Source organism: Rhodovarius crocodyli (assembly GCF_004005855.1).
GTDB lineage: Bacteria > Pseudomonadota > Alphaproteobacteria > Acetobacterales > Acetobacteraceae > Rhodovarius > Rhodovarius crocodyli.
This window is the reverse complement of sequence record NZ_SACL01000001.1, coordinates 732,332-755,547: the sequence shown is the minus strand read 5'-3', so window position 1 is coordinate 755,547 and position 23,216 is coordinate 732,332. Positions and strand designations below refer to the sequence as shown.

The 23,216-nt window shown below is 69.3% G+C and carries 20 protein-coding genes and 1 riboswitch; of the genes, 12 read left to right on the top strand and 8 right to left on the bottom strand.

Annotated elements, in window-relative coordinates; translation table 11 throughout:
* Positions 1-56: 56 nt before the first annotated feature.
* The 5 genes from EOD42_RS03645 to metK form a co-directional block, all read right to left on the bottom strand.
* Positions 57-305, bottom strand: a complete 249-nt coding sequence (locus EOD42_RS03645) for a hypothetical protein (RefSeq protein WP_127785985.1) — start codon at positions 303-305, stop codon at positions 57-59.
* Between the two features lie 105 nt (positions 306-410).
* Positions 411-1,658, bottom strand: coding sequence for a 2-oxoglutarate dehydrogenase complex dihydrolipoyllysine-residue succinyltransferase (odhB, locus tag EOD42_RS03640; protein ID WP_127785983.1), 1,248 nt, complete (start codon positions 1,656-1,658; stop codon positions 411-413).
* Positions 1,659-1,688: 30 nt separating this feature from the next.
* Complete coding sequence (locus EOD42_RS03635; RefSeq protein WP_127785981.1) at positions 1,689-4,586, bottom strand: 2-oxoglutarate dehydrogenase E1 component; 2,898 nt, start codon at positions 4,584-4,586, stop codon at positions 1,689-1,691.
* 227 nt (positions 4,587-4,813) lie between these two features.
* Positions 4,814-5,497 carry a tRNA (guanine(46)-N(7))-methyltransferase TrmB gene (gene trmB, locus EOD42_RS03630; RefSeq protein ID WP_127785979.1) on the bottom strand — a complete coding sequence of 228 codons (684 nt, stop codon included), beginning with the start codon at positions 5,495-5,497 and terminating at the stop codon, positions 4,814-4,816.
* A 70-nt stretch (positions 5,498-5,567) separates the two neighbouring features.
* Positions 5,568-6,755 carry a methionine adenosyltransferase gene (gene metK / locus EOD42_RS03625; RefSeq protein WP_127785977.1) on the bottom strand — a complete coding sequence of 396 codons (1,188 nt, stop codon included), beginning with the start codon at positions 6,753-6,755 and terminating at the stop codon, positions 5,568-5,570.
* 238 nt (positions 6,756-6,993) lie between these two features.
* On the opposite strand from metK, the gene EOD42_RS03620 reads away from it, so the two are divergent.
* Entirely contained in the window at positions 6,994-7,557 is a 564-nt protein-coding gene (locus EOD42_RS03620; protein WP_127785975.1) for a NifU family protein, read from the top strand.
* Positions 7,558-7,587: 30 nt separating this feature from the next.
* On the opposite strand, the gene EOD42_RS03615 is transcribed toward EOD42_RS03620, so the two are convergent.
* The gene (locus EOD42_RS03615) at positions 7,588-9,552 is read right to left on the bottom strand and encodes a DUF4139 domain-containing protein (RefSeq protein ID WP_127785973.1); all 1,965 of its coding nucleotides are present in this window, start codon (positions 9,550-9,552) and stop codon (positions 7,588-7,590) included.
* Positions 9,553-9,657: 105 nt separating this feature from the next.
* On the opposite strand from EOD42_RS03615, the gene EOD42_RS03610 reads away from it, so the two are divergent.
* The 9 genes from EOD42_RS03610 (at position 9,658) to EOD42_RS03570 (ending at position 18,667) form a co-directional block, all read left to right on the top strand.
* Positions 9,658-10,809 (top strand): OpgC family protein, encoded by a 1,152-nt coding sequence (locus EOD42_RS03610; protein WP_127785971.1) that lies wholly within the window; start codon positions 9,658-9,660, stop codon positions 10,807-10,809.
* Positions 10,806-11,531, top strand: coding sequence for an SGNH/GDSL hydrolase family protein (locus EOD42_RS03605; protein WP_127785969.1), 726 nt, complete (start codon positions 10,806-10,808; stop codon positions 11,529-11,531). Before EOD42_RS03610 ends, EOD42_RS03605 begins: the two co-directional genes overlap by 4 nt.
* Positions 11,531-13,204, top strand: coding sequence for a stimulus-sensing domain-containing protein (locus EOD42_RS03600; protein WP_127785967.1), 1,674 nt, complete (start codon positions 11,531-11,533; stop codon positions 13,202-13,204). Before EOD42_RS03605 ends, EOD42_RS03600 begins: the two co-directional genes overlap by 1 nt.
* Positions 13,201-14,160: a tyrosine recombinase gene (locus tag EOD42_RS03595; protein ID WP_127785965.1), complete on the top strand. Its 960-nt coding sequence runs from the start codon at positions 13,201-13,203 to the stop codon at positions 14,158-14,160. The genes EOD42_RS03600 and EOD42_RS03595 overlap by 4 nt, the downstream gene beginning before the upstream one ends.
* A complete protein-coding gene (locus EOD42_RS03590) occupies positions 14,157-15,098 on the top strand; it encodes an HpcH/HpaI aldolase/citrate lyase family protein (RefSeq protein WP_127785963.1) in 942 nt (313 codons plus the stop codon). The genes EOD42_RS03595 and EOD42_RS03590 overlap by 4 nt, the downstream gene beginning before the upstream one ends.
* Complete coding sequence (locus tag EOD42_RS03585; protein ID WP_127785961.1) at positions 15,091-16,197, top strand: YbfB/YjiJ family MFS transporter; 1,107 nt, start codon at positions 15,091-15,093, stop codon at positions 16,195-16,197. Before EOD42_RS03590 ends, EOD42_RS03585 begins: the two co-directional genes overlap by 8 nt.
* Before the next feature lie 76 nt (positions 16,198-16,273).
* Complete coding sequence (locus EOD42_RS03580; RefSeq protein WP_127785959.1) at positions 16,274-17,155, top strand: alpha/beta fold hydrolase; 882 nt, start codon at positions 16,274-16,276, stop codon at positions 17,153-17,155.
* 41 nt (positions 17,156-17,196) lie between these two features.
* Entirely contained in the window at positions 17,197-18,006 is an 810-nt protein-coding gene (locus EOD42_RS03575) for a nitroreductase family protein (RefSeq protein WP_127785957.1), read from the top strand.
* Positions 17,999-18,667: an NUDIX hydrolase gene (locus EOD42_RS03570; protein WP_206020270.1), complete on the top strand. Its 669-nt coding sequence runs from the start codon at positions 17,999-18,001 to the stop codon at positions 18,665-18,667. The genes EOD42_RS03575 and EOD42_RS03570 overlap by 8 nt, the downstream gene beginning before the upstream one ends.
* Here the strand turns inward: EOD42_RS03570 and EOD42_RS03565 are convergent.
* Positions 18,664-19,071 carry an NfeD family protein gene (locus tag EOD42_RS03565; protein ID WP_164867760.1) on the bottom strand — a complete coding sequence of 136 codons (408 nt, stop codon included), beginning with the start codon at positions 19,069-19,071 and terminating at the stop codon, positions 18,664-18,666. The genes EOD42_RS03570 and EOD42_RS03565 overlap by 4 nt on opposite strands.
* Positions 19,072-19,079: 8 nt before the next feature.
* Entirely contained in the window at positions 19,080-20,069 is a 990-nt protein-coding gene (locus EOD42_RS03560) for an SPFH domain-containing protein (protein ID WP_240654851.1), read from the bottom strand.
* 104 nt (positions 20,070-20,173) lie between these two features.
* Positions 20,174-20,388: riboswitch (cobalamin riboswitch) on the top strand.
* Positions 20,389-20,527: 139 nt separating this feature from the next.
* Here EOD42_RS03560 and EOD42_RS03555 point away from each other — a divergent pair.
* Both EOD42_RS03555 and EOD42_RS03550 read left to right on the top strand, forming a co-directional pair.
* Positions 20,528-22,471, top strand: coding sequence for a TonB-dependent receptor plug domain-containing protein (locus EOD42_RS03555; protein WP_127785949.1), 1,944 nt, complete (start codon positions 20,528-20,530; stop codon positions 22,469-22,471).
* Positions 22,472-22,528: 57 nt separating this feature from the next.
* On the top strand, positions 22,529-23,215 hold the full coding sequence (locus EOD42_RS03550; RefSeq protein ID WP_127785947.1) for an extensin-like domain-containing protein: 687 nt from the start codon (positions 22,529-22,531) through the stop codon (positions 23,213-23,215).
* Position 23,216 lies beyond the last annotated feature (1 nt).

The following is a 23,216-nucleotide window of genomic DNA, read 5'->3' as shown; positions in this document are numbered from 1 at the left end:
AAAGCCTGACCAAGAAAAAAGCGCCCTGCCGGGACGGCGGGGCGCTTTGGTCAGCCTCAGAACTTCCGCGGTTCGCGGCGCGGCGGCCGGCGCGGCCCGCGTTCCTCGCGCGGGGGCGGGGCGGGCTGCTTCATTTCCTCGGACAGCTCGCGGATCTTGGTCGCGATGGACGCGCGCAGTTCCGGCGAGGTGTAAGGCTTCAGGTTGGCATAGACCTCCTTGAGGTCCCGCAGCTGCTTTTCCTTCTCCACCCGATTGCGCGGGATGGGACGGTTGTCGCTGAGCTGGCCTTCACGCGAGCGCATGGCGGTATCCGTGTGACTTGAGTGGTTACTGCCCGCAAGAAAGGGCCCGCTTTTGACGGACCCTTGCCAGCGGTGGCGGGCCGGTGGGTTCCGGCCCTGCCGTGATTAGATGTCGAGGATCAGACGACGCGGGTCCTCGATGCACTCCTTCACGCGCACCAGGAAGCTGACGGCTTCCTTGCCGTCGACGATGCGGTGATCGTAGCTGAGCGCGATGTACATCATCGGGCGGATCTCGACCTTGCCGCCGACGGCCATCGGGCGTTCCTGGATCTTGTGCATGCCCAGGATGCCGGACTGCGGCGGGTTCAGGATCGGGGTCGACATCAGGCTGCCGTAGACGCCGCCGTTGGTGATGGTGAAGCTGCCGCCCGCCATCTCCTCCAGCTTCAGCTGGCCGTCACGCACGCGCTTGCCGAAGTCGGCGATCGTCTTCTCGATGCCGGCGAAGGACAGCTGGTCCGCGTTCTTCAGCACGGGCACGACCAGGCCGTTCGGGCCACCGACGGCCACGCCCATGTTGACGAAGTTCTTGTAGACCACGCTGTCGCCGTCGATCTCGGCGTTGATCGCCGGGAATTCCTTCAGCGCCACGATGCAGGCGCGGACGAAGAAGGACATGAAGCCGAGGCGGGTGCCGTGCTTCTTCTCGAAGGCGTCCTTGTATTCGGCGCGCAGCGCCATCGCCGCACCCATGTCCACCTCGTTGAAGGTGGTGAGCATGGCGGCGGTGTTCTGCGCTTCCTTCAGGCGGCGCGCGATGGTCGCGCGCAGCTTGGTCATCTTCACCCGCTCCTCGCCGGCGGCCAGCGCACGGGCGGGCTTGGCGGCGGGGGCGGCGGCAGCGGCCGCCGGCGGGTTGGTCAGGAAGGACAGCACATCGCCCTTGGCGATGCGGCCGTCCTTGGCGGAGCCGGCGCCGATCTGGGCGGCGGACACGTTGTTCTCGGCCATCAGCTTCGCGGCGGCGGGCAGCGGGGCATGGCTGGAAGCGGCGGCGGGGGCCGCGGCAGGGGCGGCCGGGGCGGGCGCCGGGGCCGGCGGCGGAGCGGAGGCCGTGGCGGAGCCGGTGACGGAGCCGCCGGCGGTGCCGACGGGCTTGGCGGCGGCGTTGCCGGTGCCGGCAGCGATGCTGCCCAGCACGGCGCCGGGCTCAACCTCGGCGCCCTCGGCAGCCGCGATGGCTTCCAGCACGCCGGCGGCCGGCGCGTTCACCTCGACGGTGACCTTGTCGGTCTCGAGCTCGACCAGCGGCTCGTCGGCGGCAACCGCCTCGCCGGCCTGCTTCAGCCAGCGCGCCACGGTGGCGGAGCTGACGCTCTCGCCCAGGGTAGGAACCAGGATCTCGGTCATAGTATCTAGCCTCGTCTCGTTGGCGGCGTTTTACAGGCCGAGAGCCTGCTTCACCAGAGTGTCCTGCTCGGCAGCGTGAACCTTGGCGAGGCCGGTGGCCGGGCTCGCCGCTTCCTCGCGGCCGACGTATTCGGGGCGCTTCGCCTTGATGTCCAGCTTGGTCAGCACCTTCTCGATCTTGCGGTCGAGGAAGGTCCAGGCGCCCATGTTCTCGGGCTCCTCCTGGCACCAGATCACCTCCGCGTTCTTGTACGGGGCGAGCGTGGCGGCCAGGGACTTCGCCGGGAACGGGAACATCTGCTCCACGCGGACCAGCGCCACATCCTGCACATTGGCGTCGCGGCGGGCCTGCAGCAGGTCGTAGTAGACCTTGCCGGTGCAGAGCACGACGCGCTTCACCTTCTCCTCGGGCGCGATCGCGTCGATCTCGGGGATCACGTGGCGGAAGCCGGTGCCCGGACCGAACTCGGCGAGCGAGGAGACGGCCATCTTGTGGCGCAGCAGCGACTTCGGCGACATCACGACCAGCGGCTTGCGGTAGTTCGCCTTCAGCTGGCGGCGCAGCGCGTGGAAGTAGTTGGCCGGCGTCGTGAAGTTGCACACCCGCATGTTGCGCTCGGCGCACAGCTGCAGATAGCGCTCCAGGCGGGCGGAGGAGTGCTCCGGACCCTGGCCCTCATAGCCATGCGGCAGCAGCATCACCAGGCCCGACATGCGCAGCCACTTCGTCTCCGCGCTGGCGATGAACTGGTCGATGATGACCTGCGCGCCGTTCGCGAAGTCGCCGAACTGGCCTTCCCACAGCACCAGGGAGTTGGGGTCCGCCAGGGAGTAGCCGTAGTCGAAGCCCAGCACGCCGAACTCGGAGAGCAGGGAGTTGAAGGCCTCGAACTTCGGCTGGCCGTCCTTCAGGAAGTTCAGCGGCGCGTACTCGGCCTGGGTCTTCTGGTCGATCAGCACGCAATGGCGATGGCTGAAGGTGCCGCGCTGCACGTCCTCACCGGACAAGCGGACGCGATGGCCTTCCATCAGCAGGGTGCCGAAGGCCAGCGCCTCGCCGGTCGCCCAGTCCAGACCCTCGCCGGTGTCGATGGAGGTCTTCTTGGCCTCCATCTGGCGGGCGATCTTGGGGTTCAGGGTGAAGTCGGCCGGAACGCTGGTCAGGCGGGCGCCCACTTCGCGCAGGGTCTCGAGCGACACGGCGGTCGGCTCTTCCTGCTCCACGTCGCCGGTATCGGCCTTCAGCCCGGACCAGTGGCCTTCCAGCCACTCCGCCTTGTTGGGCTTGTAGTCCTGCGAGGCCTGGAAGGCCTCCTCCATCGTGGTGTTGAAGCCGTCCAGGATGGCCTTGGACTCGTCGGCCGTGATGCTGCCCTCGGTGGCCAGGCGGTCGGCGTAGACCGTGCGGGTCGACTTCAGGCCCTTGATGCGGGCGTACATGACGGGCTGCGTGAATGCCGGCTCGTCGTTCTCGTTGTGGCCGTGGCGGCGATAGCACACGATGTCCAGCACGATGTCCGCCTTGAACTTCTGGCGGTACTCGGCGGCCATGCGGCTGGCCCACACGACGGCTTCGGGGTTGTCCCCGTTCACGTGCAGGATCGGCGCCTGCACGCTCTTGGCGACATCGGTGCAGTACAGGCCGGAATAGGCATGCACCGGCACCGTGGTGAAGCCGATCTGGTTGTTGGTGACGATATGGATCGTGCCGCCGGTGCGGTAGCCGACCAGCTGGGACATCGCCAGCGTCTCGTACACCACGCCCTGGCCGGCGAAGGCCGCGTCGCCATGCAGCAGGATGCCCATGACCGACCCGCGATCCTTCACGTCGCCCGCCATGTCCTGGCGCGCGCGCACCTTGCCGGCGACCACGGGGTCGACGCATTCAAGGTGAGAGGGGTTGGGCTGCAGCGAGAGATGGACCTTGCGGCCGCCGATCTCGACGTCGGTGGAGGTACCCAGGTGGTACTTCACGTCGCCCGAGCCCTGCACGTCGTCGGGCTTGTAGCTGGCGCCCTTGAACTCGCTGAACACCTTGGTGAAGGACTTCTTCACCACGTTCACCAGCACGTTCAGGCGGCCGCGATGGGCCATGCCGATCGCGATCTCGTTCACGCCCAGGCCGGCCGCCACCTCGATCACGGTCTGGATCGAGGGGATGGTCGCCTCGCCGCCCTCAAGGCCGAAGCGCTTGGTGCCGACATACTTCTTGGCGCAGAAGGCCTCGAAGCCCTCGGCCTCGGTCAGCTGCGTCAGGATCTTGCGCTTGGCGTCCTTGTCGAAGGCCGTGTTCCAGGGCGCGCCCTCGACCTGCTGCTGGATCCAGCTCTTTTGGCCCGGATCCTGGATGTGCATGAACTCCACGCCGATCGGGCCGCAATAGGTCGCGCGGACCACCTGCAGGATCTGGCGGACGGAGGCGGTCTCCAGCCCCAGCACGCCGTCGATGAAGATCGGGCGGTCCATGTCGGCGGGGCCGAAACCCCAGAACTCCGGCGACAGCTCGGGGTGCGGCTTGGGCTGCTGCAGGCCGAGCGGGTCGAGCTGGGCTTCCAGATGGCCGCGCACGCGATAGCTGCGGATCAGCATCAGGGCGCGGATGCTGTCGAGCTGCGCCTTGCGCACGGTCTCGGCATCGGCGCCCGCGGGGGCGGCGGCGGCAGGCTTGCCGCCCTTCGCGCCCTTGGCGTCCTTGCCGGCGGCGGGCGCCGGCTCCTCAGGGGCGAAGCCGCCGCGGGCGCGGGGCTGCCAGGGTGCGCCGATGGCGTCCTGCATCACCGCATGGGCGTCGTCGTCGAGGGCAGCGAACAGCTCCGCGAAGGAGGGCTCCACGCTGTCGGGTTTCTCCACCCACCGCGCGTAGAGGTCAGCGAGATAGGCAGCATTGCCACCCGTCATCGCGCTCGCGAGGATGTCCACTCCGGCCATTCTTCAACCCGGGCCCGCCTTACGGCGGTCCGGCCCTTTCATTCCTGTCTGCGGCAGACGCTGCCGACCATGTCCTATGGCGGCGGTCGTTAACATAAGCATGATGGCGAAACCACGGCAGGGGCTGCTTGCAAGGGTGATATCGCAAAAACAGGATGCTGCGCCGCGAAATCAGGCAGTTGCCCATGGAGGCCGTGCAATGAGGGGGCCACGCCCCCCGTGAGGACCTATTTCCGCACCCACTCCCAATACATCGGGTGCCGCCCGGCTTCGATAGCCTTCGCTTCATAGCGCGTCGGCGGCCAGCCCTCGGGGCGTTCCTTCGCCGGTTCGGCGGCCTCGAACAGCGGCGAGGCGCGCAGCACCTCCTCCACCCATGCCTGATAGGTCGGGTCGTCAGAGGCGATGCGCCAGATCGCGCCCGGCTTCAGCGCGCGGGCGACGATGGGCAGGATTTCCGGATGCACGAAGCGGCGCTTGGAATGGCGCGCCTTGGGCCAGGGGTCCGGGAACATCAGGAACATCCGGTCCAGGCTGGCCTCGGGCAGGGACAGCAGCAGGGCGCGCGCGTCCTCGGGCCATAGCCGCAGGCGGGCAGGGACGTCGCAGGTCGCTTCCTGGCCATCCGGGATGATCTGCGTCAGCAGGGAGCACAGGCCGTGCTCATAGACCTCGCTGGCTATGATGGCGGTGTCGGGGTTCGCGGCCATCAGGGCCAGCGTGTGCTCGCCGCCGCCGAAGCCGACTTCCAGCCAGGTGCGCGCCGCGCCCTTGGCGAAATCCAGGCTCTCATAGCGCATGCGGGGCAGCGCCTCAGAGAGCAGCAGCTCCTGGCGCGGGCGCAGCTTGTGGCCACGGCGGCGGCCGTAGAGGCGGTTGGGGATGCCTTCGGGGAATTCGGGGTCGGTCACGGCGGGTGCTCTATAACGAAAAAGCGCCGGCCCGCGAGGGCCAGCGCCAAAAATCCTACCGGAAGGCGGATCAGCGGCCGAAGGCGCGCTTCAGCTCGTCCACCAGGTCGGTCTTTTCCCAGGTGAAGGTGCCCTTCTCCAGGTCCGGCGTGCGGCCGAAATGGCCGTAGCTGGACGTGGGGACATAGATCGCGCGGTTCAGGTGCAGATGCTCGCGGATGCCGCGCGGAGACAGGTTCACCAGCTCCTGCACCACCTTCGCCAGCTTCTCCTCATCCACGTCCTTCGCCGTGCCGTGCAGGTCGAAGTACACGGAGAGCGGCTTCGCCACGCCGATCGCGTAGCTGACCTGGATGGTGCACTTGTCGGCCAGGCCCGCGGCCACGACGTTCTTCGCGACATAACGCGCGGCATAGGCGGCCGAGCGGTCCACCTTGGTGGGGTCCTTGCCGGAGAACGCGCCGCCGCCATGCGGGGCCGCACCGCCGTAGGTGTCCACGATGATCTTGCGGCCGGTCAGGCCGCAGTCGCCGTCCGGGCCGCCGATCACGAAGGTGCCGGTCGGGTTCACGTACAGCTCGCTGTCGGCGGGCATCCAGCCGGCGGGCAGGCTGCTCTCGATGAGCGGCTTCACCATCGCCTTGATCTGGGCCTGGTCCATGCCTTCCTCGTGCTGGGTGGACAGCACGATGGAAGTGGCGCCCACGGGCTTGCCGTCGACATAGCGCAGGGTCACCTGGCTCTTCGCGTCGGGCAGCAGGCCCTTCACGGAAACGTCGCCGTTGCGGCGCAGCTCGCTGATACGGCGCAGGATCAGGTGCGCGTAGTACAGCGGGGCCGGCATCAGGTCCGGGGTTTCGGTGCAGGCATAACCGAACATGATGCCCTGGTCGCCGGCGCCTTCGTCCTTGTTACCGGCCGCGTCCACGCCCTGGGCGATGTGCGCGGACTGGGCATGCAGGTGGCATTCGACATGGGCGTTGGCCCAGTGGAAGCCTTCCTGCTCATAGCCGATGTCGGCCACGGCCAGGCGGGCGCGGTGCAGCAGCAGCTCGGGCGTGATGTGGCCCGGGCCGCGCGTCTCGCCGGCGATGATGATGCGGTTGGTGGTAACCAGGGTCTCACACGCGACGCGCGCGTAGGGATCGGCTTCCAGGAAGGTGTCCAGAACGGTGTCGCTGATCCGGTCCGCCACCTTATCCGGATGGCCTTCGGACACGCTCTCCGACGTGAAGAGATATTCGCCCTTGTCGCGCATGGCTTTGGTTCGGCCTCTTGTCGCTGCCCCGGGAGCACCCCGGCATGGCCCGCGCGGCATTCGGCCGCGTGTGCGACGGGTCGTGTGGCAGCGCAGCGAAAAGGGGTCAAGGCCCCGCCTGAGCACGCGGGACAGGGCTGACCCGTGCATGCCGCGCATGCCGTGCCCCGGCTGCCCCTTGCCCCTTCGCTGGAAACAGACCAAATGCAGTCCGGAATAGACCCCGAGGGCTGATCGCATGTTCATCGAGACCGAAGGCACCCCTAACCCCGCCACGCTCAAGTTCATTCCCGGCAAGGACGTGATGGGCGCGCTCGGAACGGCGGATTTCGCCTCGGCCGAGACTGCGGTTCGCAGCCCGCTGGCCACGCGCCTTTTCGCCCTGGAGGGCGTGGAGCGCGTGTTCCTCGGTGAGGATTTCGTGACCGTGACCAAGGGCGGGATGGCCGATTGGCGCGACCTGCGCCCCACCGTCCTGGCCGCCATCATGGCCCATTACATGGCCGAACTGCCCATCATCGAGGGTGAGGGCGACCCCGGCACCGCCGAGGATACCGACCCGGCCGATGCCGAGGTGGTCGCCATGATCAAGGACCTGCTGGACACCCGCGTGCGCCCGGCCGTCGCCGGCGACGGCGGTGACATCGTGTTCCGCGGCTTCCGTGAAGGTGTCGTGAAACTGAAGATGCAGGGCGCCTGCTCGGGCTGCCCGTCCTCCCGCGCCACGCTGAAGCATGGCGTGGAGAACATGCTGCGCCACTACATCCCGGAAGTTCTGTCCGTGGAACAGGTCGAGGCCTGATTATCCGGGGGGCGTAAGCCCCCCTTTTTCTTATCCGCTGACCGCCAGCAGCGCGACGACGCCCTGCTGCCACGCCTGCCAGGCGCGTTCCGCCGCGGCGCCTGTCCGTTCGGCGGCCTGGCTGGCCTGGTTCAGCAGCCGACGCGCCTCCTCACGTTCCGCGCCGGTGCGGTCCTGCACGGCGGCGCGGGCGCGTTCCAGCGCCGTCTCGGCCGCTTTCGCCTCGCCAACCGCCAGCCTCGCCGCGTCCAGCTGCTCGCGCAGCCGCGTCAGACGCGTCACCATGTCGGAAAGCAGCGCCCGACCCGGCGTGCCTTCGGCGGTCCGTGTCAGCACTTCCTGGATGCGCTCCAGGCTGCCAGGCCCGCCCGGCAGCCGCCGCAGGTCGCCGTCCAGCGCAGCCCCCCGCCACGGCAGCAATTGCGGCTGGCCCAGCCCCGGGTCCCACAGCACCAGCGTGCTGCGCGTGTCCCGGCGATAGGGCAGCCGCAGCGTCTGCTCGCCGGCAGTCAGCGCCACCTCGTGCCGAAGGCCGAAATCACCGCGAGAGGCGATGTCGAAGCGCGGCTCGTAGCCGGGCATGTTGGGCATATCCAGCACCAGCCGCCCCGCCGTGCGCGGATTGACGGCCAGGGCCCAGCTCACTTCCTCCTCACCCTGCAGCGTCAGCACCGCCCTGGAGAGCCCGACCCGCGTGACCCGCTGAACCGAGTCGCGACGGCTGTTCACCGTCACGTCGCGGTCGAGCGCATGGGCCAGCAGGCGTGTTTCGCCGTCCGGCATGGCGCGCAATTCCGCGTCGCCCAGAAAGGCCGGGCCGGAGATGGAGACCAGCCCGTCAGGCAGCGTGTTGCCGGTGTTGTTGGTGATGCGCACGGCGTTCAGCGGATTGCGGGCGCCGGGGTTCTGCATCCACCACACGCGCTGGGCCGGGATGCGTGCGTCCATGAAGGGAAAGTTCGCCGTCTCGCTGGCGCGGACGGAAACCGGGTTCGGCAGCGTGAAGGAAACGCGGCCGGAGGTGCTTTCGGCTGCCGCCTGGTCCACCTGCGCCATCTCGGCCGGTGCCGGCGGCGGTGCGGCGCGGGCCATGGCCGCCACGCCGCCGACCAGCGGCCGCACGGGCGCCACGGGGGCGGGTGCCGGCAGAAACGGCACCGGCGCGGTGTCGGCCTGGGGGCGGATCGTCTCGGCGCCGCGCACCGGCATCTCGGGCCGCGGCCGCATGATCGGGGTGTAGAGCGCCTGGGCAAAGGCCGCGGGATTGCCCGATACCAGGGACAGGCGGACATCCTGCCAATCGGCGCCCGACCGGTTCTCGACCACGGCCCATCCCTGCAGCCGGGCCTGATCGCCATCCAGCGTCAGGCGCCAGCTCGGCTTCCACAAAGGCGCCGCCGTTACATAGGCCAGCGCGACCTGCCGTGCCGCGGAGGCGCGGAAGGTGATCTCGGCGCGGCGGGTATCGGCCAGGCGGGCCGCGGCCATGGCGGCGGCGGCGCGTTCGACGCGACCGGCCAGCTCGCTGTCCGTCAGGCGCAGCGCGTCGCCTTCGCGCAGCATGACGTTGGCCAGGCCGCGCTCGCCCAGGACCGTCAGCGAGAGGGCGTTCTCAGCCTCGGCGGCATCGATCAGCAGCCCCCGCGTGCCGCCGACCTCGACCCGCTGCCCGCGCAGCGCTCGCAGCATCGAAAGCCGATCGGCGAAGTCGTCCGGCCGCAGCGGCAGGCCTCGAAAGGCCTCCTCCTCCAATTCGCGAGCCGGCAGGGACAGGCCGAGGACCGTTCCCTGGCTGTCGAGGACCAGCAAGGATTTCAGGATGTCGTCCACCTGGGGCGTGGGGATGGTCAGCGTGACCACCCCGTCGGCGGACAACTGGCCGGCGCGCTGGATTTCCACCAGGCCGGCATTGGAGAGTGTGACGGTGCGGACGGGCAGCTCTTCGGCATGCGCGGCCAGCGGCAACAGAAGGATCAGGGCCGGGAGACGTTTCATGGCGGCAGCCTATCCCGGCGATCATGCCGAAAAGAAGGCGAGGTTATGAAACTCCCCGTGTGGCCGGGCGTATATCCGATGCTCCCGATGCGGTAGCTTGACCCTATGCAGCCCATGGCCGGCACCACGCGCGACCTTCGGGCGGACCTGTTCCGCGGGATCGCCCTGTGGTTCATCTTCATTGACCATGTGCCCGGCAATGCGCTGGGCTGGTTCACCCTGCGCAACATCGCCTTCGCGGACGCCACCGAGCTGTTCGTCTTCCTGGCCGGCTATGCCGGCGGAATCGCCTATGGCCGGCAGATGGAGCGAGATGGCTGGCTGTTTGCCGCTGCGCGCGTCATGGGGCGGGTCGGCACCCTCTATGTGGCGCACATCTTCCTGTTCGTGGTGTTCACGGCCCAGGTCGGCTTCTCGGCCGCGCGGCTCGACCGCGGCATGTATCTCGATGAACTGCAGATGGACGCGTTGGGGGCAGATCCCTATCAGGCGCTGCTGCATGCCCTGCTGCTGAGCTTCCAGCCCGCATTCCTGAATATATTGCCGCTCTATGTCGCGCTGATGGCCATTTTCGCGCTTGTCATGCCGTTGTTGCGTTGGCCCTGGCTGCTGCTGGGCCTGTCTGCGCTGGGATACGCGCTGGTCCGTGCGACGGGCATCAACCTGCCCTCCGTGAATGGTGAGGGCTGGTACTTCAACCCGTTCGCCTGGCAGATCCTCTATATGTGCGGCGCCGTGGTCGGGTTCGCGCCGCATGGCGGGCGGCCCATCCTGCTGCCTTGGCGCTGGTGGGGGGCTGCCTTGTGCGCGCTTCTGCTGCTGCCCTGCGCGGGCACCATGCTGGCGGTCTGGCACGCGCCGGACTGGCTGGCGCAGTTGCCGGGCCCCTGGGCCACCTTCCTGGACGGCGTAGACAAGACCGCCCTGCATCCGCTGCGGCTGCTCTCTCTGCTGGCCCTGGCCTATCTGGCCGCGCATCTGCTGCCGCGAGGGGCCAGGCTGCTGGAAGGGCGGCTGGCAAGGCTGTTCATCCTGCTGGGGCAGCAATCCCTGCCGGTGTTCTGCGCGGGCATATTTCTTTCCTTCCTGGGGCGCCTGGCGCTGGAGGCGGATGACCGCGGGCCCATGCAGTTGGCGGTGAATGTCGCGGGCCTCGCGGCCCTGGCCGGGGTGGCGTGGCTGTCGCGCTGGTACGACCGGCGCGTTTCCGGTGCGCGGAAACCCTTGCCCCTGGCCCCTGTGGCGGATAGGGCATGAACATGGCTCGACGGGCGATCCTGCTGCTGATGCTGTGCATCGCCCCGTTGGGGGTCACCTCCGCCTGGGCGGCGGGCTGCGACGTGCCGCAGGACCTGCTGGACCCCACGATGCAGCCGCGTCTGCGCCGGGCGCTCGCCGGCCCCGAGTTCCGCGTGCTGATCGGCGGCAGTGCCAGCGCAGAGCAGGGCGGCAGCGCTGAACGTTATCCGGAACGTCTGCAGGCGCTGCTGCGGGAGCAGTATCCCGGCCTGCAGGTGCGGGTTGAGGCACGTGGAAGGCGCGGTGCCAACGCGCTGGAAATTCTGGCGCTCATCGCCCCGCTGCTGCCGGATTTCCGCCCGCATCTGGTCCTATGGCAGACAGGCACGGTCGAAGCCGTGCGCGGCCTGCCGATCGAGGCGATGACGGACACCCTGTCCACGGGCATCGCTCGCCTGCGCGCCGCCGGTGCGGAGGTGATGGTCATGGACCCCCAATTCAGCCGTTTTCTGCGCGCCAACGCAGACATCGACGCCTATCGCGACGCCCTGCGCCTGACCGCCGCCACGGAGGCGGTGCCCCTGCTGCGCCGCTGGGACTGGATGCGCGAATGGGCGGATGAAGGCGTGCTGGATGTCGAGCGCGCGCCCGCCCAGACCCGGCCCGTGACCGTGGCCCGCCTGCATGATTGCGTGGCGCGCGGCATCCTCGCCCAGATCCAGCTTTCCACGAGGCGCTGATGCCGGACGGTTCCCTGCCGCCACAGACACCGGCGGAACTCGGCGCGAAGCCCCGGCGCGGCCGCTGGGCCTCGCCTCTGCTGCGGCGCATCCTGTTGATGAACGCGCTGCCTCCGGCCCTTCTGGCGGCAGCCCTGCTGTATCTGGACCAGTATCAGAACGGCCTGCTGGCGGCGGATGTCGAGGCCCTGCGCACGCAGGCCCGCATCTATGCCGGCGCCATCGGTGAGGCCGCGGTGCGGGTGGAGAACGACCGCGCCATTCTCGTGCCGGAACTGGCCCGCCCGCTGCTGCGCCGCCTGGTCGAGCCGTCGGCCAATACCCAGGCACGGCTGTTCGACATCACGGGCCTCGTCGTTGCGGACAGCCGTGTGCGAGAGGGGCCCGGAGGCACGGTGGTGGCCGAGCCCCTGCCGCCGCCGGCGCAGCGCAGCCTGTTCTCGAACAGCATCGCCGGGCTCTACGATCGGCTGGTCCAGCTGCTGCCGCGCGGCGCGCGTACCTCGGTGGTGGTCGACACGGCCAACGATGCCGACAGCTTCGACTGGCAGCCGGCCCTGAGCCCCGATCGCCGGGAGGAACTGCGCACAGCACTCGAAGGTGGCGTGACACCCTATATCCGGCGCACGCCGGAGGGCCGCCTGCTGGTCTCGGTCGCGGAGCCCGCGCGGCGCGGCGGCCAGGCCGTGGGCATCATGCTGCTGACGCGTGAGGCGCGGGAGGTGGACCAGCGCCTGTTCGAGATCCGGCTGTCCGTGCTGGCGCTGTTCCTGCTCGCGCTGATCCTGACGACCGCTCTGTCGCTGTATCTGGCGCAGACCCTCGCCAGCCCGATCCTGCGCCTGGCGCGGTCGGCGGCGGATATGCGCCAGGGCAAGGGCCGGCAGGGCAGCGTGCCTGACGACGTGCTGGCCCGCCGCGACGAGATCGGCATCCTGGCGCGCGATCTGCAACGGGCCGCCCGCGACCTGTGGGCACGCATCGACGCCAATGAGCGCTTCGCCGCCGATGTGGCGCATGAGCTCAAGAACCCGCTGACCAGCGTGCGTTCCGCCATCGAGACCCTGCGCCGCATCGAGGACACCAACCAGCAGAAGCGCCTGCTGGAGATCATCGCCAATGACGTGACGCGCATGGACCGGCTGATCGGGGACATTGCCGATGCGTCGCGCGTCGATGCCGAGCTCAGCCGCACCGTGCCGGAGCCGGTGGATGTCTCCATGATCCTGTCGGTGCTGGCGGAACTGCACAACACCACCCGCAAGGACACCGACCCTACCATCGTGCCCGAGCTGCCGGAGGGGCCCTTGATGGCACTCGCGGTGGAGGACCGGCTGGTGCAGGTGATCCGCAACCTGATCGGCAACGCCCTGTCCTTCAGCCCGCAGGAAGGCCGCGTCTGGCTGCGTGGCCGCGTGGTCGGGCAGGAGATCGAGATCCAGGTCGAGGACGAAGGCCCCGGCATTCCGGAGGCCAAGCTCAGCGGCATCTTTGACCGCTTCTATACCGAGCGCCCGCAGGGTGAGCGCTTCGGCAACCACTCGGGCCTCGGCCTGTCGATCAGCAAGCAGATCGTGGAGGGGTTGCGTGGCCGGATCAGTGCCGACAACCGGCGTGACGCCGGCGGGAAGGTGCTGGGCGCGCGCTTCGTGGTGCGGCTGCCGCAGGGGTGACGGCGCACTGGCTTGAGATCTTCCTGGAAATGCTGGCGGCCGAGCGCAATGCCGCCCGCAACACCCTGCTGGCCTATCGCGCTGACCTCTCGGATTTCCTGACGCAGCACGGCGCGCAGGCCAGTGCCGACGATGTGCGTGACTATGTGCATCACCTGGCCGCCACCGGGCTGGCGGCGCGCAGCCAGGCGCGCAAGCTCTCGGCGTTGCGGCAGTTCTTCCGGTTCCTGGCGCGCGAGGGATACCGCAGCGATGACCCCACGGAGCTCATCGACAGCCCCCGCCTGCCGCCCAGCCTGCCCAAGGCGCTGACCGAGGCCGAGGTCGAGGCCCTGATCCTGGGTGCCGAACGCCTGCCGCCCACCCGCGCGCCCCTGGCCATTGCGGCGCTCGAACTGCTCTATGCCTCAGGGTTGCGCGCGTCGGAGCTCGTCACCCTGCCTGCCGGTGCACTGCGCCAGAACGCGCCGCTGATCGCGGTGCGCGGCAAGGGCGGCAAGGAGCGTCTGGTCCCGATTTCCCGCCGCGCGAGAGAGGCGGTGGCCGAAACCGCCGGTGATGCCGAACGTCGCGGACGCGGCCATGTGCAGGCAGCGCGATATCTGTTTCCGTCGCGCGGCAAGGCCGGGCATTTCACCCGGCAGGGTCTGGGGCTGCTGCTGAAGGAAGCCGCCCTGGCGGCGGGGATCGACCCCGAAAAGGTCTCGCCGCATGTGCTGCGGCATTCCTTCGCGACGCATCTGCTGGGGCGGGGGGCGGATCTGCGCAGCCTGCAGACGCTGCTCGGCCATGCCGATATCGCCACCACCCAGATCTACACCAAGGTGCTTGAGGAACATCTCAGGCATCTCGTGGAAACGCATCACCCCCTGGCGACAGAGGCGCCCGCGCCGCGCATCATGCGCCCTGAACCGCGCCCGGCACCCACGCGCCGGAAAAAGAGGACGTCTCCATGAGTTTCCGCACCGTCGTCGAGGCCACGCCCCGCCTGCACCGCAGCGAGCTGGCCGTGCCGGCCTCCCGCCCTGCCATCTTCGAGAAGGCCGCGGCCTCCGCCGCTGACCTGGTGTTCCTGGACCTGGAGGACGCGGTCGCCCCGGATGAGAAGGAAGCCGCCCGCCGCAATGCCATCGACGCGCTGCGTACCATCGACTGGGGCAGCAAGATCATGGCCGTGCGGATCAACGGCCTCGATACCCACTACATGTATCGCGATGTGGTGGACCTGATCGAGCAGGCGGGTGAGCGGCTGGATCTGTTCATCGTGCCCAAGGTGGGCGACGCGAAGGATGTCTACGCGCTGGACATGCTGACCAGCCAGGTCGAGGCAGCCATGGGCCGGCGCAAGCGCATGGGCTTTTCGCTGATCGTCGAGACGGCGCTGGGCCTGGCCAATGTCGAGCGCATCGCCGAGGAATCCCCGCGCATCGAGGCCCTGCAGATGGGCGTTGCCGACCTTGCGGCCAGCCTGCGCATGCGCACCACCAATATCGGCGGCCCCGTGGATGACTATGCCTCGGCGGCGGGCGTGCTGGATGCGTGGCAGTTCCCGATGTCGCGCGTCATCGCCGCCGCGCGTGCCGCCGGGCGCCGGCCGATCGCCGGCCCCTTCGGCAATTTCAAGGACGCCGAAGGCCTGGAGGCGGCCGCGCGCCGCGCCCGCGCGCTGGGTGCGGAGGGGATGATGGCCATCCACCCCAGCCAGATCGGCATCATCAATACCGTCTTTACGCCGAGCGAAGCCGAGATCCGTCAGGCACGCCGCATCCTGGAAGCCATGGAGGAAGCCACCCGCGCCGGGCGTGGCGCCGTGGCGCTGGATGGCCGCCTGCTGGACATCGCCAGCATCCGCCAGGCGGAGGCGCTGCTGGAAAAGGTGAAGATGCTTGGCTAGCCCGGCCTGGTCCGGCGCGGCCGCGACCTTCATCGGCAATGGCCTGGCCCGCTTCGCCTTCGTGCCGCTGTTCCCGGCCATGGTGGCTGCGGGCTGGGTCGATGGAACCGGTGCCGGGTTGCTCGGCGCCACCGCTTTGGCAGGGTATCTGCCCGGCGTGCTGATGGGGCAGTTCCTGGCGCGCCGGTTGGGTACGGCGCGGGTTCTGGACCTGGCGGTGCTGTTATTGGTGATCGGCTTCCTCGCCTGCTGTTGGAATGGCGGGCTGTGGTGGCTGTTGCCGTGGCGGGGGCTGGCCGGGGTGGCCGGTGGCTGGATCATGGCCGTGGCCCCGCCCGCCGCGCAGCTGGACTTGCCGCCGGAGCGCCGTGCGATGGCGGCGGGCATGGTCATCGCGGGTGTCGCGGGCGGCATTCTGGCCGGTGCGCTCGCCATGCCGTGGCTGCTGACCTGGGGGCCTGGTCCGGCCTGGATCGGCCTGGGCGTGATTGCCGCCTGCCTGTGGCTGGTGGCACGCCGAAGCGCCCCGCGTTCGGTCCTGCCGGCATTGGCGGGTGGGCGCGGCTGGTCGCCGTTGCTGACGGCCTATCTCCTGTCCTCCATCGGGATGGTGGCGCCGATGGTCTATCTGTCGGACCTGATCGCCCGTGGTCATGGGCTGGGCGTGGGGGCAGGCGCCTATGCCTGGGCGATGTTCGGCGCCGGCGGCCTGGTGGGCGCTCTGCTGAGCGGGCGGGTGGCCAGTGCCATCGGCAGCGCGCGGGCCGTGATGGGATGGCTGATGGTGCAGGTGGGCGGGCTGGCGCTGCTGTGCATGCCCTGGCACGCACTCGCCTGGCCCGGGGCAGCGATGGCGGGCTTTGCCGGCGTGGGCGTCACCGCCGTGCTGCTGGTGCTGCTGCGTGAGCGCTATGGGCCGGATGCCGCTGCCCTCTGGGCACGCGGGACGGCGGGCTATGCGGTGGGGCAGGCGGTCGGCGCCTTTGTGCTCGCGGGATTGTTCGGTTTGACGCGGGAAAGCCACCTGGCCGTCTTCGCGGTGGGGCTGCTGTTCTCGGCCTCTGCGGCGCTGATGATGCGCCGGGCCATGCATCCGTGACCACCCGGCGCGACAATCCCGGCCTGGCGCGCCCGCCCATCCGCTTTAGGCTGGGCATGCCCTAGGGAGGCAGTCCATGAAGTTCATCGACACCGACGTGCTGCACCAGGCCTATGAGGAGCACGGCCCCTCGGATGGCGAGGCCGTGATCCTGCTGCACGGCTTCCCCTATGACCCGCGCTGCTATGACGCCGTGGCGCCCGCCTTGGCCGCGCGCGGCTATCGCGTGATCGTGCCCTATCTGCGCGGTTACGGCCCCACGCGCTTCCTGTCGCGCGATACGTTGCGTTCCGGCCAGCAGGCGGCCCTGGCGCATGATCTGCGCGCGCTGATGGACGCCTTGGGCATAGGGCGTGCCGCCATGGCGGGATACGACTGGGGCGGCCGCGCCGCCTGCATCGCCGCCGCCCTGTGGCCCGAGCGGGTGACGGCCCTTGTCACCGGCAATGGCTATAACATCCAGAACATTCCGGCCTCTGTCGCACCCGGTGCGCCGGAGGCCGAGCACCGCCATTGGTACCAGTTCTATTTCCACACCCCGCGCGGCGAGGCAGGGCTCGAGGCCGACCGTTTCGGCCTCGGCCGGCTATTGTGGAAGCTGTGGTCGCCCAGTTGGCGCTTTACGCCGGAAGAATATGCCCGCAGCGCCGCAAGCTTCGAGAATCCGGACTTCGTGGCCGTCGTCATCCAGTCCTATCGCCACCGGTTCGGCTACGCCGCGGGCGATGCCGCCTTTGAGGCGATCGAGCGGGCTTTGGAGGCGCAGCCGCCCATCACCGTGCCCAGCATCAACCTGTGGGGCGACGATGACGGCGTGAACCCCCCGCCTGACATGGACACCACGGCCCATCGCTTCACCGGCCGGTACGAGCGCCGGCTGCTTCCGGGCATCGGCCACAACATTCCGCAGGAAGACCCGCAAGCGGTGGTGCGGGCCCTGCTGGATCTGATGGGCTAGCCCCCCTCGCCAAGCCCGCCCGCCCGCCGCATCATCGCGGGATGAACGACGTCCAGGATCTGCTGCGTGCCCGCTACGGCGCGCTGCCCTTCGAGCCCCCGGCGGAGATCGCCCCCGCCCTGTCCGCGCTGCTCGACCGGCGTGTGACGCGCCGCTACCGCGACGAGGCGATCCCGGACCCGCTGCTGTCCACCGTGCTGGCGGGCGCGCAGTCCGCGCCCAGCAAGTCGGACCTGCAGCAGTATTCCATCATCGTCCTGCGGGACCGGGCGAAGATCGCGGCGATCGCCGGCTGGATCGGCACCATGCCCTGGATCGCCGACGCGCCCGTGCTGCTGATTTTCTGCGGCGACCTGAACCGCGGGCGCCGCCTCGGCGCGCTGTACGGGCGAGAGAACGCCAACGACAACATGGACAGCTTCCTGAACGCCTCGGTGGATGCGGCGCTGGCCATGGGCTTCACCATCATGGCGGCGGATGCGGCGGGGCTGGGCACCTGCCCGATCAGCTATGTGCGCAACCACCTCGAAAAGATCGGCCCCATGTTGAAGCTGCCGAAGGGGGTGTTTCCGGTGGCGGGGCTGACGCTGGGCTGGCCGGTGGCGCGTAATGAGCCGTCGCCCCGCTTGCCGCAGAATGTGGTGGTGCATCAGGAAGTCTACGACGACAGCGGTCTGGAAGCGGCGCTGCCTGCCTATGACGCGCTGCGCCCGCCGGCCAATCCGCGCTATCCGGAGGTGTTCGGCCCGGCCAAGGAGAACTGGTCCGCCAACGCTTCCCGCCAGCTCGGCGTGCCTGAGCGCGCGGGGTTCCGCGCCTGGTTGCGACACCGGGGCTTCGCCCTTGACTGAGGGTTTCGACAATCCGGGCGGCGCCGATGTGGTCGGCCGTGCCCGGCGCCCGGTCCGGCCGCGCCATGCCGCATCGATCCTGGTGTGGCGCGACGGAGCCGATGGGCCTGAACTGCTGATGGGCAGGCGGCACCCTTCCTTGCGCTTCATGCCCGATGTCATGGTGTTCCCGGGCGGCCGCGTGGACCCCGCCGACGCACGCGCGCCTGCCCTGACGGAACTGCGCCCGGAAACCCTGCACGGCCTGACCCGGGTGGGCACGCCCGGTATCGGCCGCGCCTGTGCGATTGCCGCTGCGCGCGAGCTACAGGAGGAAACCGGCCTGGTGCTGGGCGAAATGCGCGGCCCGCACGTGCTGCCTGACCTGGCCGTGCTGGACTATCTGTGCCGCGCCGTGACGCCCGCCGACCGGCCGATGCGCTTCAACGCCCGCTTCCTGATCGCACCGGCGCAGGCTGCCCATGGCAAGATCCATGGCAGCGGCGAGTTGGGGGAGATCGGTTTCTATTCCGTCGAGGCCGCGAGGCGCGCCCGCATGGCCCGGATCACGGCCATGATCATGGAGGAGTTCCTGGCCTGGCACGCGCTGACCCCGGCGAAGCGCGCCAAGCGTGACCTGATCCGTTTCGTCGGGCGCGATTCCCGAAGGGTGGAGCGCTAACGCACCACCAGCGTTATCCCGTCGACGCCCACCACCGTCAGCGGCGTTCCCGGTTCGGGGTCTGCTCCGGCCTCTGCCAGCCGGGCCTGCCAGTCGGAGTCACCCAGCCTGACCCGTCCGCGCCCGTTGGCGAATTGCTGGGCCAGCACGGTCCGGCCGACCGTGCCGTTATCGGGTGCGTTCAGCCGGTCCATGCGGCGGCGATGGAAGCCGGTCTTCCAGATCACCGCCATGATGGCGCTCAGCACCACCACGAAGCTGACGACCTGCGCGGTGCCGCCCAGGACCAGCACCCAGGTCAGCCCGCCCGCAATCAGCGCCGACAGCCCTATCCATACCAGGTAGATGCCGGGCAGCAGCACCTCGGCCACCATCAGCGCGAGGCCGCCTGCCGCCCACATCATGGCCGCGTTCATCGCGGCCCCGGCGGTGCGAAGGGAGAGCCCGCGCTCGGCACGCTGCGCGGCGTGGCCGGCGGCACGGGAGAGGCCGGTGCACCGTCAGACGGGGTCGGCAGTCGCATCGCCTCCAGCGCCTGGGCGATGCCGCCGGCGAAGCCCGCCGTTTCCAGCGGCACCACCAGCGTGGTCTTGCCGGGTGCCGCGGCCAGCGCCTGCACGGCCTCGACGTATTTCTGGGCGATGAAGTAGCTCAGCGCGGCGTTGCCACCCTGGGCGGCCTCCGCGACCATACGCGTCGCCTTTGCCTCGGCTTCGGCCAGGCGCTCACGCGCCTCGGCGGCCCGGAAGGCGGCTTCGCGTTCGCCCTCGGCTTCCAGCACGGTGGCCATCTTCTCGCCCTCCGCCCGGGTGACGGCAGCCTGGCGTTCACCCTCGGCGCGGACAACGGCGGCGCGGCGCTCGCGTTCGGCGGTCATCTGCATGGCCATGGCGCGGCTCAGGCTTTCAGGCGGCTCCACCTTCTTGATCTCGACGCGGCTGACCTTCACGCCCCAGGGCTCCGTCGCGCCGTCCAGCGTCTTCAGCAGCTGGGAATTGATGCGCTCACGACCGGACAGGGTGGCGTCCAGTTCCATTTCGCCGATCACGGCGCGAATGTTGGTCATGGCCAGCGACGTCAGCGCGCTCTGCATGCTCTGCACCGCATAGGCTGCCTTCGCGGGTTCCAGCACGCGGTAATAGACGATGCCGTCCACCAGCACGGAGACGTTGTCGCCGGTGATGACCGACTGCTCGGGAATATCCAGCACGACTTCCTGGATGTTCACCTTGCGGCCGATGCCCTCAACGAAAGGAACGATGAAGCTCAGCCCCGGCTCCAGCAGCCGCGTGTAGGCGCCGAAGCGTTCCACGGTCCAGCTTTCGCCTTGCGGCACGGTCTTGATGCCCTTGTAGGCGACCAGCGCCGCCAGCACGACCAGGATGGTCAGCAGGATTTCCACCGGCGTTTCCCCATGTTGCCGGAATGAAAGCTGGTGGGGCGGGGGGCGCAAGTCAAACCGCAAACGAAGGATAGGACGGTTGGCAGCGCCGTTGCGCGCGATTACACAGCGCAACATGCGACGGTGACCCGCAAGGGTTGAAACGGGAACGCGCGACGGGGTGTCTGGCCCCTAGTCCGCGGCTGCCCCCGCAACTGTAGGCGGAGCTTGCCGCCCCTGAGCCATTGCCGCGCCACGAGGCGCGCGAGAAGGCGGGGCGGCCGGTGGATCCATCCACCAGCCCGCGAGCCAGGAGACCGGCCGGCGCAGAGTTGTCCTGCAGGTATCGGGCGGGGAGCACCGATGCCACGGAAAGGGGTTTTGCCCCATCTCCGTCTCGCGGGTGCGACGGCGCCTTCATCCCCGTTCCGGCCGGTGCCGGGGCGGGATCGTCCACACCTGTCTCGGAGCATCGCCCGATGCGTCGCGTTCTTCTCCTGGGCACCACCGCCCTCAGCCTCGCCAGCCTTTCAGCCAGCCCCGCCCTGGCCCAGATCGCCCTGCCGGATACCGTCGTGACCGCCACCCGCGTCGCGACCGACCCCGACCGCGTGCCGGTGGCCACGACCACCATCACGCGTCAGGACATCGAGGAGCGCGGCTATCAGACCCTGCCCGAGGCCCTCGCCGCCGTTCCCGGCCTGCGCCTGGTGCCGCAGGGCGGCCCCGGCACCCTGACCAGCGGCTTCTTCCGCGGCACCAACTCCCGCCATGTGCGCGTGCTGCTGGACGGCGTGCCGATGAACGACGCGGCCGACCCCAACGGTGCGTTCAACTTCGGCTCGTTCATGCTGGCCGGCATCGAGCGCATCGAGGTCCTGCGCGGCCCTGCCAGCTCGCTCTACGGCTCCGACGCGATCGGCGGCGTGGTGAACATCATCACGCGCCGCCCGCCCGCCGGTAAGGTGGCCGAGGTGTTCGGCTCGATCGCCGGCGGCACGCAGTCCACCTTCCGTGGCGATGGCGGCGTGGCCGGCACGCTGGGCGCCTTCGACTACCTGTTCGCGATGCAGCACATCTCGACCGAGGGCTTCAACATCACGCCCCAGCGCCTGACCACCAATCGTGGCGAGCGTGACGGCTATCGCGGCACGGCGGCCCTGGCGCGCCTCGGCTATCAGGTGAACCCGGATACCCGCATCGAGGGCACCCTGCGCTGGCAGCAGGCCAATTACGGCCTGGACCGCTTCCTGGCCGATGACCCGAACTACAGCGCCGAGGACCGCCGCTGGTCCGGCCAGGTCCGCGCCGAGACGCGCCTGTTCGACGGGCTTTGGACCACCGGCCTGCGCGTCGGCTACACGGATGACCGTCGCCGCGCCGTGAACCTGCCCGACCAGTATTCCTCCAGCCGCACCGACGACCTGTATCGCGGCAGCCGCACCATGGTGGATTGGGGCAACCAGATCCGCCTGCCGGCCATCGGCGGCGTGGCGAATGACGGTCTGCTGAGCTTCGGCGTGAACTGGCAGCACGAGACGAGCAACAGCGCCTTCGGCAACGCGCCCTTCCGCGGCATCATCAACCGCACGCAGGAAAGCACCGCCGGCTATGTGGCGCTGCAGTACCGCGTGCTGGAGCGGCTGGACCTGTCGGCCGGCGGGCGCGTGGATGCCGTCGCGGGCTTCGGCGAGACGCCGACCTATCGCCTGGGCGCGGTCTATCATCTGCCTGAATTCAACACCCGCCTCCGCGCGGCCATCGGCAGCGGCTTCGCGGCGCCCAGCCTGTTCCAGCGCTATGGCGTGCAGGGCAGCTTCCGCGGCAACCCGGACCTTCGGCCCGAGCGCAGCACGAGCTGGGAGTTCGGCGCGGATGTGGACGTGCCGGGCTTCGGCAACCCGCGCCTGGTCACGGCGGGCTTCACCTACTTCAACAGCCACTTCCGTGACCTGATCAACAGCAACGCCACCTTCACCAGCTACACCAATGTGGCTCGGGCCAATATCGAGGGTGCGGAGTTCTCGTTCACGGGCCGCATCGCGCCCTGGGCCGAGGCCCGCCTGGCCTACACCCTGACGCGCGCTTTCGACAGCACGACCGACCGCCAGCTGCTGCGCCGGCCGCAGGACGTGGTGAGCCTGGGTGCGACGCTGCGCCCGATCCGCCGTCTGACGGTGGCGCCGGAGCTGATCATCACCGGCCGCGCCGCCGATTATGTCTACACCAACAGCGGTGCCAGCTCCGGCCGGACCAACACGCCGGGTGGTATCACGGCCAACCTGACCGTCACCTACCAGGCGATGGACCAGGTCAGCCTGTTCATGGAGGCCCGCAACCTGGGCAACAGCCGTTACGAGCCGACCAGCGGCTATGTGACGCCCGGCCGCAGCGTGCTGTTCGGCACCCGCTTCGCGCTGTAATGCAACCGCGCGGGAGGGGGTTTATCCCTCCCGCGCTCCTCACCACATCCATCAGGCATGCGTCGCCTGATCCTTCCCAGCCTTCTGTTCATGGCGGCCCTCGGCGTCGGGCTGGGGCTGAAGTATCTGCCGCCCGCCTGGGACCCGCGAACGCCGCTCGACCTGACCGCCGCCCCCAACGCGCTGACAGGCTGGAAGCTGCGCTGGATGGCGCTGCGCCCTGAAGCCTGCCTCGCGGCCTTTTCGCACTCGGGCCTTGCCGTCAGCCGGGTTCCCGACCGCCCCTCTGACACGGGCTGCGAGATCGAGAATGCGATGCGCATGCCCAGCGAGTTGCGGATGTCTCCGGCGGGGCCGGTGGCGACCTGCAGGCTGGCTGCCGCCTGGACCCTGTTCGAGCGTCATGGCCTGCAGAGCGCTGCCCGGGAGGAGCTTGGCACCGGCATCGCCGGCGTTCGGCAAATGGGAACCCACGCCTGCCGGAACGTGAATCACGCAGCGACAGGCAGGCGCAGTCAGCACGCGACCGCGAATGCCATCGACATCGCGGGCTTCACTACTGTTGATGGTCGGGAGATCACGCTGACCCGGCACTGGCCGGGCAACTCGGCCGAAGCGCGGTTCCTGCGCCGATCACGGGATGCCGCATGCAGATACTTCGGGACGGTGTTGAGCCCGGACTACAATGCCGCGCATCGCGACCACTTCCACCTCGATATGGGTGGGTGGCACGCCTGCCGTTGAG

Bases quoted from the DNA above. Each gene is read 5' to 3' on its own strand.
- EOD42_RS03645 (WP_127785985.1), bottom strand. From the start codon at position 305: ATGCGCTCGCGTGAAGGCCAGCTCAGCGACAACCGTCCCATCCCGCGC.
- EOD42_RS03605 (WP_127785969.1), top strand. From the start codon at position 10,806: ATGAACATGGCTCGACGGGCGATCCTGCTGCTGATGCTGTGCATCGCC.
- EOD42_RS03555 (WP_127785949.1), top strand. From the start codon at position 20,528: ATGCGTCGCGTTCTTCTCCTGGGCACCACCGCCCTCAGCCTCGCCAGC.
- EOD42_RS03615 (WP_127785973.1), bottom strand. From the start codon at position 9,552: ATGAAACGTCTCCCGGCCCTGATCCTTCTGTTGCCGCTGGCCGCGCAT.
- EOD42_RS03550 (WP_127785947.1), top strand. From the start codon at position 22,529: ATGCGTCGCCTGATCCTTCCCAGCCTTCTGTTCATGGCGGCCCTCGGC.
- EOD42_RS03580 (WP_127785959.1), top strand. From the start codon at position 16,274: ATGAAGTTCATCGACACCGACGTGCTGCACCAGGCCTATGAGGAGCAC.
- EOD42_RS03600 (WP_127785967.1), top strand. From the start codon at position 11,531: ATGCCGGACGGTTCCCTGCCGCCACAGACACCGGCGGAACTCGGCGCG.
- metK (WP_127785977.1), bottom strand. From the start codon at position 6,755: ATGCGCGACAAGGGCGAATATCTCTTCACGTCGGAGAGCGTGTCCGAA.
- EOD42_RS03575 (WP_127785957.1), top strand. From the start codon at position 17,197: ATGAACGACGTCCAGGATCTGCTGCGTGCCCGCTACGGCGCGCTGCCC.
- EOD42_RS03565 (WP_164867760.1), bottom strand. From the start codon at position 19,071: ATGATGTGGGCGGCAGGCGGCCTCGCGCTGATGGTGGCCGAGGTGCTG.
- EOD42_RS03590 (WP_127785963.1), top strand. From the start codon at position 14,157: ATGAGTTTCCGCACCGTCGTCGAGGCCACGCCCCGCCTGCACCGCAGC.
- odhB (WP_127785983.1), bottom strand. From the start codon at position 1,658: ATGACCGAGATCCTGGTTCCTACCCTGGGCGAGAGCGTCAGCTCCGCC.
- EOD42_RS03635 (WP_127785981.1), bottom strand. From the start codon at position 4,586: ATGGCCGGAGTGGACATCCTCGCGAGCGCGATGACGGGTGGCAATGCT.
- EOD42_RS03620 (WP_127785975.1), top strand. From the start codon at position 6,994: ATGTTCATCGAGACCGAAGGCACCCCTAACCCCGCCACGCTCAAGTTC.
- EOD42_RS03610 (WP_127785971.1), top strand. From the start codon at position 9,658: ATGCAGCCCATGGCCGGCACCACGCGCGACCTTCGGGCGGACCTGTTC.